14 protein-coding genes are annotated in these 13,721 nt (G+C 54.6%); 9 read left to right on the top strand and 5 right to left on the bottom strand.

Annotated features, from left to right (window positions below; all coding sequences use genetic code 11):
* Positions 1 to 12: 12 nt before the first annotated feature.
* Positions 13 to 1,074 carry a DUF3524 domain-containing protein gene (locus tag KP814_RS26165; RefSeq protein WP_216739553.1) on the bottom strand — a complete coding sequence of 354 codons (1,062 nt, stop codon included), beginning with the start codon at positions 1,072 to 1,074 and terminating at the stop codon, positions 13 to 15.
* Positions 1,075 to 1,405: 331 nt separating this feature from the next.
* On the opposite strand from KP814_RS26165, the gene KP814_RS26160 reads away from it, so the two are divergent.
* The 4 genes from KP814_RS26160 (at position 1,406) to KP814_RS26145 (ending at position 4,122) form a co-directional block, all read left to right on the top strand.
* Positions 1,406 to 2,029, top strand: a complete 624-nt coding sequence (locus tag KP814_RS26160; protein ID WP_216739552.1) for an ATP-binding cassette domain-containing protein — start codon at positions 1,406 to 1,408, stop codon at positions 2,027 to 2,029.
* Between the two features lie 21 nt (positions 2,030 to 2,050).
* Positions 2,051 to 2,848 carry an ABC transporter permease gene (locus KP814_RS26155; protein ID WP_216739551.1) on the top strand — a complete coding sequence of 266 codons (798 nt, stop codon included), beginning with the start codon at positions 2,051 to 2,053 and terminating at the stop codon, positions 2,846 to 2,848.
* Positions 2,849 to 2,998: 150 nt separating this feature from the next.
* Positions 2,999 to 3,433, top strand: a complete 435-nt coding sequence (locus KP814_RS26150; protein WP_216739550.1) for a GNAT family N-acetyltransferase — start codon at positions 2,999 to 3,001, stop codon at positions 3,431 to 3,433.
* 8 nt (positions 3,434 to 3,441) lie between these two features.
* Positions 3,442 to 4,122: an alpha/beta hydrolase gene (locus KP814_RS26145; RefSeq protein ID WP_216739549.1), complete on the top strand. Its 681-nt coding sequence runs from the start codon at positions 3,442 to 3,444 to the stop codon at positions 4,120 to 4,122.
* Between the two features lie 68 nt (positions 4,123 to 4,190).
* Here KP814_RS26145 and tpx read toward each other — a convergent pair whose 3' ends face one another.
* Positions 4,191 to 4,688: a thiol peroxidase gene (gene tpx, locus KP814_RS26140; protein ID WP_216739548.1), complete on the bottom strand. Its 498-nt coding sequence runs from the start codon at positions 4,686 to 4,688 to the stop codon at positions 4,191 to 4,193.
* Positions 4,689 to 4,901: 213 nt separating this feature from the next.
* Here tpx and KP814_RS26135 point away from each other — a divergent pair, with 213 nt between their 5' ends.
* Positions 4,902 to 5,753 (top strand): hypothetical protein, encoded by an 852-nt coding sequence (locus tag KP814_RS26135; RefSeq protein WP_216739547.1) that lies wholly within the window; start codon positions 4,902 to 4,904, stop codon positions 5,751 to 5,753.
* Between the two features lie 13 nt (positions 5,754 to 5,766).
* Here the strand turns inward: KP814_RS26135 and KP814_RS26130 are convergent, their stop codons facing one another.
* Positions 5,767 to 6,042 carry a hypothetical protein gene (locus KP814_RS26130; protein ID WP_216739546.1) on the bottom strand — a complete coding sequence of 92 codons (276 nt, stop codon included), beginning with the start codon at positions 6,040 to 6,042 and terminating at the stop codon, positions 5,767 to 5,769.
* 259 nt (positions 6,043 to 6,301) lie between these two features.
* Here KP814_RS26130 and KP814_RS26125 point away from each other — a divergent pair, with 259 nt between their 5' ends.
* The 4 genes from KP814_RS26125 (at position 6,302) to KP814_RS26110 (ending at position 9,425) form a co-directional block, all read left to right on the top strand.
* A complete protein-coding gene (locus KP814_RS26125) occupies positions 6,302 to 6,622 on the top strand; it encodes a hypothetical protein (protein WP_127972897.1) in 321 nt (106 codons plus the stop codon).
* Between the two features lie 22 nt (positions 6,623 to 6,644).
* Positions 6,645 to 7,472: a DUF2145 domain-containing protein gene (locus tag KP814_RS26120; protein WP_216739545.1), complete on the top strand. Its 828-nt coding sequence runs from the start codon at positions 6,645 to 6,647 to the stop codon at positions 7,470 to 7,472.
* 181 nt (positions 7,473 to 7,653) lie between these two features.
* A complete protein-coding gene (locus KP814_RS26115; RefSeq protein WP_216739544.1) occupies positions 7,654 to 8,784 on the top strand; it encodes a sterol desaturase family protein in 1,131 nt (376 codons plus the stop codon).
* A gap of 98 nt (positions 8,785 to 8,882) precedes the next feature.
* On the top strand, positions 8,883 to 9,425 hold the full coding sequence (locus KP814_RS26110) for a YSC84-related protein (RefSeq protein ID WP_253938644.1): 543 nt from the start codon (positions 8,883 to 8,885) through the stop codon (positions 9,423 to 9,425).
* Between the two features lie 53 nt (positions 9,426 to 9,478).
* Here the strand turns inward: KP814_RS26110 and KP814_RS26105 are convergent, their stop codons facing one another.
* Complete coding sequence (locus KP814_RS26105; protein WP_216739542.1) at positions 9,479 to 11,779, bottom strand: hypothetical protein; 2,301 nt, start codon at positions 11,777 to 11,779, stop codon at positions 9,479 to 9,481.
* Positions 11,780 to 11,781: 2 nt separating this feature from the next.
* Positions 11,782 to 13,584: an ATP-binding protein gene (locus KP814_RS26100; RefSeq protein WP_216739541.1), complete on the bottom strand. Its 1,803-nt coding sequence runs from the start codon at positions 13,582 to 13,584 to the stop codon at positions 11,782 to 11,784.
* Positions 13,585 to 13,721: the final 137 nt, after the last annotated feature.

The raw sequence follows: 13,721 nt of genomic DNA, 5'->3' as shown, positions 1-13,721 counted from the left end.
TCTTGTGAGCCATCACCGTCGATCCGCCGTCTTGTTCAACACATCTGCATAAACGCCGCGCAACGCGCTCCACGCGTACTCGCCCATATCGCAAGGGCTCGCGGATGGGGCGTCCAGCAACAAATCAACGGCTTCATCAATACCCTGATAGCGGCGACTCTGCGGAAACAGTTCAGGATAACTCAGGCGATCCGGCGTCACTGGCGCGCAACCGAGCGCCGCAGCCTCCATCATCGCCAGTCCCTGAAACTCATGCTGCGCCGTGGATAGCGCCGCATGGGCGCGACTCAGCCAGCGCCAGTAGGCTTCGCGACTTTCCGCGAAATCATCGAATAGCAGATGCGCAGCGAATTCTTCCTGCAGTTGGCTCCAGGCGGGAGGCGCTTGTCTGAAGCGACGTCCGAGCAAGACGAGCTGAAAGTCATGGGTCCGCGCCCGCAGCCGCCGCAATATCATCAGCAAGTCATCCACGCCTTTGTCGTATTCCACCCGATGATTCCAGGCGATGGTCAACGGCTGATCGCCGTTTTCCTCCCGCGAAAAACGCAGTAGTTCGTCCTCCAGTGGAACGGGAATCACTTGGCTTTTATCGCGAATGCGGCGACACAATTCTGCGTCCACTGCATCCGGCAAGCGGGCGATCAGATTCTCCAGGCCAGCGAGAAAAGATTCCAGATTGAACGTCGTGTTGAACACCACACGGTCGGCGGCCAGTGCGGCGTAGATATTCACCATGGCCGGATCGATACTGTCGTGCTGTTCCTCGGAACAGGGGTAGGCCAGTTGATTCTCGTGAAAGTAGACCAGCAATGGAGTCGCCGCCAGATTCGGATACAGCCCGCGCAGGGTGGCGACGTCCGCCATGGAAGTGGCTACGATCAGGTCATACGCCCCTCGCAGCGCTTCGTCTTCATACAGGCTCCAACTGATTGGCGCCCCGCGAATGCGCCAGCGAAAGAAGCGAGGCGGCAGGCTGAGCGAAACCCAATCGTGTTCCGGGAACGCATTCAGCAAACCTTGTCGCCAACGTTTATGGCTGTCTACATCGTAAGCGGATAGCAGCAGTATCTTCATGAGTGATCCATTTTATGGATGTGAGCGGCCGCGCCATGTGTCAGCACCCGGATATTAACATGCCATGATCATCGCCATGTTAATAACAATCAGGGAGTTAGAAAACGTCTGTAAATGGCCTAAAAAAACCGCCCATCATTCCACAAAGTTTTACGGGCGTTCTACGAATTTTGCGATAGACTTTTATTGAGCGGCGCAATTAAAAGCGACCCTAGCGGAGCACTTCCACCCCGTCGCCAATGAGGCGCCGCAAGCTGTAAGCGAACAATTTCCCCTGGCCTGATTTTCAGCAGACCTTCGTGATACTCACGGACGTGAGCAGGTTGACGCAATGCCGCTGTTGTCGCTTAGAGACCTAGCCATAGGCTCTCTCAAACCTTTCTCCAATCACCTTTACGAGGGTGACTGCGTCGCTCTGAGCGGCCCTTCCGGCTGTGGTAAAAGCCTGCTGTTACGGGCTATCGCCGATCTGGACCCGCATTCTGGAACCTGTTTCCTGCGCGGAGAAGCCTGCGATCAGATTCCAGCGCCGGAGTGGCGGCGCAGGGTGATGCTCACCCCCAGCGAGTGCCGCTGGTGGCTGCCTACAGTGGGAGAGCATATGCCCGCCGGCATGCCGCCTTCCTGGTACGAAAAAGCCGGTTTCAATCCTGATGTGGCGGGCTGGGAAGCGAGCCGTCTCTCCAGTGGCGAACGTCAACGCCTGGGCCTGATCCGCACCCTGTCGCGCGAGCCTGCCGTCTCGCTGCTGGATGAGCCGAGCGCCAATCTGGACAATCGTAATCGTGAGCGCATCGAGCGGATGCTCACCGCCTATCTGGCGGAGCCAGGCCGGGCGATCTGTCTGGTCAGCCACGATCAGGAGCAATGTCTGCGTCTGGCCAATCGCTTCTGGAATATCATTGACGATAAAGTGAGAGAGCTGAGCGAACTCACTCCCACTTTCCAAGTTTAAGCGCCATTTTTAGGCTGCATGATGAGCATTATTCATTTAAGCATCTGGGACCTGGGCTTATGCGCACTGCTGGTGTGCAGTCTGGCCTGGATCAACTGGCGACAGGCGCCGGACCTTAGCTCAGGCATACTGATCGGCGTCGCGCGCCTGACGATACAACTGAGCTTGATCGGTATGGCGCTGAAGTTTCTGTTCGCCCAGACTTCGCTGCCCTGGGTGCTTATGGTCTGCCTGTTTATGGCCGCCATGGCGGGACGGGAAGTCGGCGCGCGACAAGAACACAGATTCACGGAAGGCTGGACTTTCCGCATCGGTCTGTTCGCCATGACGGCGAGTTCCTATTCCATGATATTGATTGTCCTGCTGGCGCTTATCCAACCGGAGCCCTGGTATAAACCGCAATACGCCATTCCTTTGCTGGGTATGATTCTCGGCAACACCCTGAACGGCGTGTCACTGTGCCTCGATCGTCTCACCGCCGGGGCCAGAAACCAGAAAGATCTCATTGAAGGCCGCCTTATGCTCGGCGAACCCGCCGAGGAGGCGATTCAAGACCAACGCCGACAGGCCTTGCATGCGGGTATGACGCCGGCCATAAATGGCATGGCCACAGCAGGCGTCGTCAGCCTTCCCGGAATGATGACGGGGCAGATCCTCGCGGGCAGTCCGCCGGAAACCGCCGTCGCCTATCAGATCATGATATTCCTGATGATTGTCGCAGCCACCGGCTTTGGAACCTGGATCGCCAACCGCCTGGCCATCTGGCGTCTGTTCGACGAGCGCCACCGTTTGCGCCTGGATCGGCTGGCGTTGAAATGAGCTGCGCCCGTTGTCATCAGAACGTCATCGCTCAAAGCCAAGATCGGCCACAGTTCTTTACGCCCCCGTTTCAGGCTATATTAGACGCACAACCAGCCGTCAGACGCCCGGCTCGGGCCAGACTCCAACCTAGCGAATCCGACTACGCCTATGCTGACAATCGATATCAGAGCGGCCTCTTGCGCCGACGCAACTCCCATCTCCCATTTAATGACGCAATTGGGTTACGCCGTCTCACCTCAGGAAACGTCAGATAGAATCGCCCTGATCGCCGAGCGAGGCGGCGAAACCTTCATCGCAGAAAAAGACGGCGTCGCCGTCGGCTGCATTCAAGCCAGTATGGACGTTCGACTGGCTGAAGGATGCTTCGGCGAGATTATCAGTCTGGTCGTAGACGAAAACGGACGCGGTTTAAGCGTGGGCAAACAATTAGTGATGGCGGCGGCTGAGTGGCTGCAGGCGCGTGGTTGCGAACGACTGCGCGTGCGTTGCAACGCCGTGCGGCTGGAAGCGCTGGAGTTTTATGGCAAACTTGGCTTCGAACATATGAAACAACAATCCATCCTGGAAAAAAGCATCGGTTAATCTATCACGTGACTATCCTAGCCCCCACTCAGGCACTACTGCCTCATATTGAAATTGAACCCAATAAACCCGCGGACGCCGCCTTCATCATGCTGCACGGCCTCGGCGCCGACGGTAACGACTTCGCCCCCATCGTGCCGGAGCTGCGTCTGCCCGAAGACATGGCGGTACGCTTCATCTTTCCCCATGCGCCGTCTATCCCGGTCACGATCAATGGCGGTTACGTCATGCCGGCCTGGTATGACATTCTGGAAATGAACATAGAACGCAAAGTGGACGAGGCGCACTTACAAGCATCCGCCAACGCGGTGCGCGCATTAGTGGACAGAGAGATCGAGCGCGGCATAGACAGTCGCCGCATTATCGTAGCGGGATTTTCCCAGGGCGGAGCAGTCGCCTATCAGACCGCATTGACCTACCCTAAACCACTGGCGGGCCTGATGGGGCTTTCCACGTATCTGGCCACCGTCGCCAGTCTGAAGCCTGACCCGGCGAACCGCGACATTCCCATCCGTATTTGTCATGGAACGGTGGATTCTGTCGTGCCGGAGAGTCTGGGACGGGCCGCCCTCGGCCATCTGCAGACAATGGGATATGCGCCGGAGTACAGCACTTACCCGATGGATCACAGTGTGTGTCTGGAAGAGATCCACGATATTTCGGCGTGGATTCAGAATGTACTGGCTTAATCTTTGAACCGGCGCGCTAAACGCGCCGGTCTCGTTTACCTCAGGCGTTCACACGCCTTACCAGCAGCTTAGAGCGCAGCCAGCGCCGCTTCATAATCTGGCTCGTCGGCGATTTCCGCTACTTGCTCGTTATGCAGCACCTTACCGGATTCGTCGATAACCACAACCGCCCGTGACAGCAGCCCTTTCAGAGGACCGGTCATCACCGTTACACCATAACGATCACCGAACTCGGCATTGCGAAATACAGAGCCGTTATCCACATTTTGCAAACCTTCCGCGCCGCAGAAACGCGCCATGGCGAATGGCAGGTCGGCGGAAACGCACAGCACGGCTGTGTTGTCTTTCTTGCTTGCTTTCTCGTTGAACTTGCGAACGGACGTGGCGCAAGTCGGCGTGTCCACACTGGGAAAAATATTCAGCACCAGGCGCTTGCCGGCGTAATCCTTCAGCGTCGCCTCGGACAGATCAGGTTTGACCAGAGTAAAATCCGGCGCGCTGGAGCCCACGGCAGGCAGGTCGCCTTTGGTTTCAACCGGATTGCCTTTTAAGGTGATAGAAGCCATGTTTTATCCTTTTCGACAGGTAAGTAATTGAACGGGAATCCCTGAATCCAGCGGGAAGGCAGGGCCGCCTACAAAGCTAGCACAAATCCCATTGCGGAGAGATGAAATCTTGGCAAGCAGCGCCCAGGCATATGAGAAGCGATTGCAGCCTTATGGCAGGCTGAAAAATGGCCTATTCAGTTTAGTCCCGTCGATCCGCTATGCTAGCGCCCTATGAAAAATAAAATACTCTCTCTTACACAAACATCCGTATTGCTTGGCGCTGCTGCGTTCAGTTCGCACAGTCTGGCGGACTGTCAGGCTCAGGCCCGCACTGATATGGAGCGCCTCTACTGCGAAATTCAGGACAAAGGCGAAGGGGCCACGCTGCCAAAACTGGAAGATTTTCGCCGCAACGACCGCCAGATTCAGGCGCTGCTGCTTAAACGCCCCGCCGCCAAGCTGGGACTATCGCTGCCCGGCGCCGGCAAGTCGCAGAAGCCGCGGAAAACCGAAACCGCCGCCACGCCTCCCGCAACCGCTTCCAAAAATAGTACTCGCCCGGAGCCTAAGGCGGATGCGCAACCAGCCACCCGATCCAGCGCTCCCGCCGCCAACGACTGCCTGCTCTACAAGGACCAGATAACCTGCGGCTCTCACCAATATCATCTGGCGACCAACAAGCAGAACAAATTTTTGAAGCAAGGCGCTCTGACGGAAAACAACAAATTAAACCTGCCGTCCTTCCAGGGCGMCCCCGCCAATGAAACAGCGGTGAAGGATTATCTGTCTCAAGCCTATCGCGTCTACATCCCAAAAATGTTGGAGATAGGCCTGGGCGACGCCACCATGAGCTTCACCAAGTTCTATTACTCCTTCAAAGATATCCAAAAGCAAAACCTGAGTTTTTCAGATCGTTTTGAAACCATGTACGGCTTCCTGAAGCGGGATAAATCCGCCATGGCGATCCAGCCGCGCTATTCGAAAGAATTGCCATCGGATATCAATCAGTGCAACGGTCTGTCGGACGCTATTATCGTTTGCGATAACGGCGCCACCAACTGGGTTTACGTACGCCAATCCTGAGCGCTCTCTGCGCTCAGCCTTCGCTTAATTCCACGCAGTCATAGATGCCGGCGACATTGGTGAAATGCAACACCAGTGTGTGGGACAGACGCTTCTCTGCGTCATGCAAATGGTACTTAAAACGCGTTTGTTTACCGGTTTGCAAGAAAGCGTCGTAGTCTTTCAGCAACTCTCTCACATCACTGACCACCTCCGTGCTCCAGGTCGCCTTGAAAGGGCCCAGCACCGCTCCGCCCGTTAAGCAAACAGTGACTTCGTGATTGGTCAAACCTTTATTTTTGGTTGTCATAGATCGTCCTCTGAAAAGATATTTCGCCCTGTGTTCACTATAGAATAAAAACCTCTCCGCCATGTGAAAAGCTCAACGCTATCCCCTTTTGACCATAGTCAAAGTCGTGGATGACGATACTTTTGAGCCCACAACCTGCGACTTTACCTGACTTACTATCGCTTTTGTTCAGCCCAGGTTCATGCTGGTTCGGCCTTGAGGTTGGCGACGTTTGCGTCCTCGACCTTTTTCAGCAATACAAGAAAGTGAGGTATACGCTATGGCGATAAAAATGATCTCTACGTTAACAGCAAGCGCCTGTTTGCTGTTTGCATCCACCAGCTTCGCGGCGGATAGCATGCAACATTTCTCTCAAGCTGCGACGCATTCCGCGCAGGCGACGACCAACACCGTCTCCGGCGGCGTCAAACTGGCGTCAGGCGCTGCAGCGGTTCCGTTTAAAGCCATCGCAGTAGTCGGCGAAGCCAGCGCCAAGATCGCTGAGCCGCTGTGGAACAGCGCTACCGGCAAAAAACTGGAAGTATCTGACGAAAGCGTGACGGCAGGCCCGGCTCCCGCACTCGCCGTCGCAGCCCGCTAAGTCAACGCACAAGAGGCTTACTATGTCCGCATCAGGCTCCATATCGGGAGCACGCATCGCATTCGCTGCGTTAGTCCGGCTTGTGGCGCTGACCGTAAGCCTCTTTTTATTTCAGTCCAGCGCTTACGCGGGGAGTCGCCAACAAGAAGGCCCCTCTCCTTTCACAGCGGAAGAAATCGCGACCTTTGCGAAAAAAGTCGAGAAAACCGCCGCAGCGCGAGGCGCCTACGTGTTCTTGCTGGCCAGACAGGGCGTTCCCAGCAAGGACCTCCCGGAAGGCGTGGAATTCACCCATACCGGACTCGCCGTCTACTCCACCATCACCACAGAACAGGGAGAGACGCTGAAGGGATACGCCATCCACAATTTATATCAAGACGATGACAATCCCCGTCGCAGTCATTTGGCGATGGATTATCCCATCGACTTTTTCTCCGGCGCCAAAGTCTTGAAGGCTGGCGTCATCATACCTGCCCCGGCCTTGCAACAGCGGATACTGCAAAGCCTGGAGTCAGGCATTTTGGAGAGCGTTCACAACAATAACTATTCAATGGTGTCCAACCCGTTCAACACCAAATATCAGAACTGCACAGAATATGTGCTGGATATTCTTTTCGCCTCGATCTATCAAACCGACAGCATTAAACAGATCAAGGTCAATGAGCATGCATGGTTCCAACCGCAAGAGATCAAACTCGGGCCGCTGAAAGGACTGCTTGCGCCGTTGATCGCGAAGGAGTTTCGCACCTCCGACCATTCTGGCGACATCAGAACCACCACATTTGGCGCCATCGCCGATTTCCTGAAGAGCCAGTCTTTGGCCGAAGAGGTATTAGTGGTATATCCCTGATTCAAAATACTGATCCGTCTTAAAGTCTTCCCAGTATTTGGTATCGATATTCGATACCAAACTGCGAATATCCCAACACCCCAAAAGCGTTGATAGCCGGACGCCTGGAAATATTCCATGATGGCTTCCACGACAACATCTCGCTTATGCGATATTTAACGCTTACCCTCGGGAAGACATTATGAAACTGATCAACGATTATCTCAGCCGTCATGGTCATGCGCCTTTCAAGTTTGGCCAGGGCCGTATTTCCGGATACATTTCCGCCACACTTGGCATTCTCAGTTTCCTTGCAGTTTTGTGTTTCCATTTCCCTGAATATCTGACCACGCAGGAATTGCGTCAGGTTTATACTGAACAGTTCGCTCGCACTCTTCTGCTGGTGGCGCTTAGCGCCTCTTTTATACTTGGACTGCTCAGTTTCCTGCTGAACCAGCAGAAGCGCCTCAGCATGACCGGCGTGCTGTTTTCCACCGCTGCAGTGGTCGCAGGCGGCGCGGACATTCAGCTCAACAGCATTGGCGAAACCCCTTATTCGTTGGGTCTGGACTGGTTCATTCTGGCGCTGTTTTTCTCCGCCCTCGTCTTTATTCCCATGGAGCGCACATTCGCGCAGAAGCGGGAAACGCATACACTGCGTCCTGAGTGGCGCACCGATCTGGCTTACTTTTTTATGAGCCACATGCTGGTGCAGTTCATTCTGATTTTCACCACATCCTCATCCACGTATCTGGTTGGCTGGGTAGCTTCTGACTCCCTGCGTGACGCTATTCAATCCATGCCTGTCTGGGCGCAGTTTCTGCTGGCTGTATTCATGGCGGACTTCTCCCAGTACTGGTTCCACCGCCTGTACCACACGGTTCCATTTCTGTGGAAGTTCCATGCAGTGCACCACTCCAGCAAACACATGGATTGGTTGGCCGGTTCCCGCGTACATTTGGTTGAAATACTGATTACTCGCAGCGTGGTTATGGTTCCTCTGTTCCTGCTGGGCTTCTCCGCCGAAGCATTGAACGCATACGTTATTCTGGTGGGAGTACAAGCGGTATTGGCGCATGCCAACCTGAACTTCAACTTTGGCTTCCTCAAGTACATTCTGGTAACGCCGCAGTATCACCACTGGCACCATGCGGATGACCCTGCTTACGCCTATAAGAACTATGCGATTCACTTACCGATTATTGATATGCTGTTCGGCACCTTCAAACTGCCTGGTAAAGAATGGCCAAAAAGTTACGGACTGCTGAACAACAAAACCGTACCCAAAGGCATCGTGCGCCAGCATATGTTCCCTTTCGGATACGACGAATAACTCAAACTATTGATACGCCCCGGAAAACCACAGTTTTACCGGGGCTTGTTAGGCTTATAATAGTGCGAACTCATTCAATGACTGGAAGTATGCATCTGATGATAAAAACCAAAAAACTCATTTATTCCCTGCTATTGATTCTTGGCGTCGCTTTCAACGCTTCCGCTGCGTCCAAAGTGGAAATTGACGCCAAAGTGAACGCCGCCCTGAAAGTCTTCTACAACAAAGTTCCTTCTGGGCAAGAGCTCGCTTCCAAAGCGCAGGGCGTATTGGTATTTCCTGAAATACTGAAAGCCGGCTTCATTGTCGGCGGCGAATACGGCGAAGGCGCACTGGTGAAAGGCGACGTCATTCAGAGCTATTACAATATAGCTTCCGCATCCATCGGCTTTCAGGCGGGGGTACAGGAGAAAACTGTCGTCATGCTGTTCATGACGTCCGACGCGCTTAACAAGTTCACCCGAAGCGAAGGCTGGGAAGTCGGCGTCGACGGCAGCGTCGCCATTGCCGAATTCGGCGCAGGCAAGTCAATCGACACCAACACCATACAAGAGCCAATCATCGCCTTTGTCGTCTCCAACAAAGGCCTGATGGCGGGCGTATCTCTGGAAGGCTCAAAAGTCACGCCTATCGTGAAATAGTCTCTTCCTTTGAAACGAATACAAGAAGGGCGACTCACCGCCCTTCTTGTCGACTACAAACCGTACTTTTCCTGAATTTCCATCTGCGCTTCCAAAGCCGCTTCATCTCCCAGTTTTTCCAGTAAGTCCGGCCAAATCAGAGGATGCTCCAGCTCAGCGGAAAAACCGCTCAGTAGCACATTGACGGCATCCAAGTCTGAGCTGACGGGAACCGCGATGTAGATATAGACTCCAGGCAACTCTGCATCGTCCTCCAGATACAGGACATAGTCTTCATTGCTGCGACGATCAAAATGCACCTGCAGCTCCGCGAGGCCATCCTGCAAACGCGCCAGATTTTCATCGCCGGGATGCGCTCCATCAATGGCGAAGTAGTCATATTCAGGAGCTTTAAGGATATGCACGACGGAAAACAGCAAAGTGTAATACCCTTCGCTATCACGCATAACTCCTTCTTCGTCCTCCTGATCCAGTTTGTTCAACGGCGCAGCGTCAAACACCACTTCACACCCGAAACGTTGGGGTTCGCCGAGTCTGGCCAAACCGATGACGCGAGCCGTGACCGGACCATTGCGCACCGCCAGATAATCCCGCGTCTCCCCATCCGCATCCGTAAAGCGAACTCTCACATAAATGCTGTCTTCATCGATAGGTCCTTCGCCTTCAGGAACATCCATCCCCAAGACTTGCATGGATTCCCTGACGCAAACCCAGTCGCCAGCGATAGTCGCAGGAACCATACGGTCCCAATGCAGACTGATTTCCTCCGGGTCCAACGCAATCAGACGCGTCCACCAGTTAACGGACTCCTGATAGCTACCGAGTTTCATCGCCAGCCGCGCAGCGGCGGCAATAGCGAAACCTGCTTCTGGTGAGCGATCGATCAATTTACAGACATGCTCATAGGCCTGTTGCGGATAGCTATTGGAGTAGAAGCGCATTTTCAGCCAGCACAAACGACAAAACAGATCATCGTCCAGTGCAGGGTCAATTTCCGCACCGAATTCCCGCAAGAACTCATCCGTATGATCCTGTTCGATGAGAATACTGCCGTAGGTCATCAACAACCGTGGAGTCTGAAAACCGGATTTCTCCCGCAATACCGCAAGCGCCGCATCACTCCAGCCGCTGGCGTCCAAGAGTTGGGTGTATTCGAGCAATACTCGCTCGTCGTCCGGCCACTTCCGCAAGGCGTCTGTAGTCATCTCCAACGCCGCTTCACGGGTTTCCGCCTGTTGTTCAAGGAACTGTTCAATTTCGGAGAATTCCCATGGCGTTCTTTGCACTTCGGCCTTAGTGACTGCTTCATTTAGAGCAGCCAGTTCTTCTGTGGCGCCGCAATCCCGGTGCAGTTGCTGTACCGCTTCCGCCACGCGCTGGGCGCATAAGCGGGCGATAGAGACGGCGCCACGGGCCAACGCCAGCTGAGCCTGCACCAATCCAAGATTGACGGTATCTCGCCAGGCTTTGCTATTGAATAGCTCCGTCAACATAGCGTTAATCTGCAAATCCAGCTCTTCCGAGTTGGCGCTGGCTTGCTTGGAGGCCAACACTTCCTTCGTCTTGATCCAGGGCTCAAAAAACGCGGGAGACAGCATGGTCTCGTCGTAGCTTAGCAATGCTTCCTCCGCCTCTTCCGCACGCTCCAGCAACGCCAGACACCACGCCAGATAGTTCTTTCTGCGGCGCTCGAAATGTTCTCCGCCGCCGTCATTTCTGGCTTTACGCGCCAGCTTTTCCGCTTCTTCGTATCGATGCAGTCCAATCAGGGCGTCCAACTGGCAAAACAGCATATTGGTGTCATCAGGCGAACGATGACTGGCGGTCAACGCCTTTTTCTGATCGCGGATAGAAGCCAGCGCATCCTCGAATCGACCCGCGTCAATCAACGCGCTGTTGTATTCGCCGCCAATACAGGTGAAACAGGGCCAGGACGCATCGATCCTGCTCAAGGTTTCCTGCGCCACCGCCAGTCTTTCCTCCACATAGCCAGGGCCATCGGTAATCGCATAACAACAAGCCAGATCCTGTACGACACAGATGCTTTGCGGGCAGTCACGGGTTTCTTCGCGGTGAGCGAACTCCAATAAATCCACCGCCTCGCCCAACATGGCCTGGCCTTTACGCCGGGTCAGCACCTGACTTTGCAGATGCCAGTGACGAAAATAGATCTCCAGCCATTTATCGCCGTTCTTGCGCGCCAGACTCAACGCTTCCGGGTACAGCGCATCCACTTTGTGGTGCTCATCATTCACCGAATAATGGGAAATATCGTAGACAAAATCCGCCAGACGATGCTCGCCACTTTCTCTCAACGCCGAGACGCGTTCGTGAACCCAATTCCAGATATCCATCGTTACACCCCTCGCGTGATCGCCAGCAACGCCTCGCTGAAGCGCTTGAGTTCATCGGAAAAATTAGAGTCGCTATCGTCGACCTGATGGGTTAACGACTCCATATAGGCCCGAACCGCCACCGCCAAATGCCTTGCCGACTCCTGAGACGCGTCCATCATGGCCGCAACCAGAGGCGAATTCAGGTTGACGTACAGACGTCGCTCAATTTCCGCCGAAATGGCTTGCGTATGCAGCCGCGCCAGACTCAACGCCGCTGATCCGATGCGCTTATCCGCCTCATCCCGCTCAATTCGCTTCTTGAGCGCCACGTCCTGATCGTGGATGACCAGCAGCGGCACATGAGCCGGCTCAAACCGCGCGCAGGACAAGGCCTCATTTTTGCGCAACAAGAGCGCCGCCAGCTTGTCGTGAGTCGCTTTATCCACCGTCTCTTCGGCGAACAGCTTGGTTTCTGTATCACCGCTACCCAGAATGTGGGCTTTCAGCTGATTCCAGTGCGCATACTTCTGACAAAAGCCAGAGGCGGCATAAAGATAGCCAGAGACCAATGGCTTCATTTGCGCCCGGAACAGCAGCTCTTCTTGGCTGTTCTTGTCTTCATTACGGATATAAATCACGCCGCCGCTCTGCTTGAGATACGCGGGAAGCGTCACATCGCCAATCGTGGTCGGTATTTTCAGGTCGTTCTGCATGACCTCAAACAAACGGTCATCGCTCAACGCCGCCCCTAACAACGTCTGGTTGTGGCGGCTGAGAATACGTCGCCACACGCTGCTCTCGTTGGCGGCGACGGTTCGCAGGCCCTCAATCAGCGTTTCGGCCAGAAAGTCGCGAATTTCATAAAAGCGCTCGTCTTTTTGAATATCTTCACGGCTCGCCGTCGGCGACAGCGCCACCGACTCCACTACGCCGCCTGCGAATCCCGCCCACAGCGGCAACAATTCACGACATTCTCCGGTGATGAACATACTGCGCACGAATACCGAAATATTGCGGTAGTCCGAGGTGGCGTAACCACCGCGATCCTGCACCCAAAGTAAGCCTTTCAGACTCCAGGGGTTATTTTCAGGAATGGGAATGGCGCACAAGGGTTCAAAGGCGCCTTCGAAAATAGTGGCGAATTCCAGGCGTCGTTTCTTGCGTTGTAATTCGGATGTGGCGGCGTCCAGTCGCCAAGGCGCTACCAGACTGTTGACCTGCTCATCGTCGTTATTCAGAAAAATGGGGACGCGCAGCAGACAACAGTAGCGTTCAATCAGCCCCTGTAATAAATCGCTTTCCGCCAGGTGATAAAACTCCTCCCGCAGGTGAAGCTTAACTGTAGTTCCCACCTGCGCTGGCGCAGTAGCGGAAATGGCGAATTTCTTGCCGCCGGCGGTGGAGAAATACCAGGTCTGCTCCGGCGTCTGGTAGGACGTCGTCCAGACTTCCACTTTCTCCGCTACGACATAGGCGGATAAAAAACCTAGCCCGAAATACCCCACCATGTCCTCATTATGGGAGCTGTCCCGCAACACGCGGGTATAGCCTGATCCGATAGTGGCGAGGTATTTCAGCACTTCCTCGTAGGTGAGGCCGGAGCCGTTATCGGTGATGACAATCTGGTTGCGGTGGCTGTCCGCCTGAATGCGGATGGCGAAATCGCCGTCGCGGCCTGTCTCCAGGCGGGAACGCACGCAGGCGTCATGCGCGTTCTGAATAAGCTCCCGGATTGCGACGGCGGGAGTGGAATATAAATTGCGCCCCAGCACCTCCAACAGTCCATCGAGGTCAACCTGGGTTTGATGAAGTTCACTAGCCATGAAATAACTGCTTTTTATTAATTGAAAACGGTCAATCGAGCGACGATATGGCAGACACAGTGCGTCAGTCGCCGCGCACGACATTAAAGATTCAGTATCTGTGTTTGATTACGGGATCACATCCATTATGAGAGTAG

This window comes from Hahella sp. HN01, from assembly GCF_018986435.1.
Taxonomy (GTDB): domain Bacteria; phylum Pseudomonadota; class Gammaproteobacteria; order Pseudomonadales; family Oleiphilaceae; genus Hahella.
The sequence above is the reverse complement of the archived record's forward strand: the minus strand, read 5'-3'. Positions and strand labels throughout refer to the sequence as shown.

Bases quoted from the DNA above. Each gene is read 5' to 3' on its own strand.
- KP814_RS26165 (WP_216739553.1), bottom strand. From the start codon at position 1,074: ATGAAGATACTGCTGCTATCCGCTTACGATGTAGACAGCCATAAACGT.
- KP814_RS26160 (WP_216739552.1), top strand. From the start codon at position 1,406: ATGCCGCTGTTGTCGCTTAGAGACCTAGCCATAGGCTCTCTCAAACCT.
- KP814_RS26155 (WP_216739551.1), top strand. From the start codon at position 2,051: ATGAGCATTATTCATTTAAGCATCTGGGACCTGGGCTTATGCGCACTG.
- KP814_RS26150 (WP_216739550.1), top strand. From the start codon at position 2,999: ATGCTGACAATCGATATCAGAGCGGCCTCTTGCGCCGACGCAACTCCC.
- tpx (WP_216739548.1), bottom strand. From the start codon at position 4,688: ATGGCTTCTATCACCTTAAAAGGCAATCCGGTTGAAACCAAAGGCGAC.
- KP814_RS26130 (WP_216739546.1), bottom strand. From the start codon at position 6,042: ATGACAACCAAAAATAAAGGTTTGACCAATCACGAAGTCACTGTTTGC.
- KP814_RS26125 (WP_127972897.1), top strand. From the start codon at position 6,302: ATGGCGATAAAAATGATCTCTACGTTAACAGCAAGCGCCTGTTTGCTG.
- KP814_RS26120 (WP_216739545.1), top strand. From the start codon at position 6,645: ATGTCCGCATCAGGCTCCATATCGGGAGCACGCATCGCATTCGCTGCG.
- KP814_RS26115 (WP_216739544.1), top strand. From the start codon at position 7,654: ATGAAACTGATCAACGATTATCTCAGCCGTCATGGTCATGCGCCTTTC.
- KP814_RS26110 (WP_253938644.1), top strand. From the start codon at position 8,883: ATGATAAAAACCAAAAAACTCATTTATTCCCTGCTATTGATTCTTGGC.
- KP814_RS26105 (WP_216739542.1), bottom strand. From the start codon at position 11,779: ATGGATATCTGGAATTGGGTTCACGAACGCGTCTCGGCGTTGAGAGAA.
- KP814_RS26100 (WP_216739541.1), bottom strand. From the start codon at position 13,584: ATGGCTAGTGAACTTCATCAAACCCAGGTTGACCTCGATGGACTGTTG.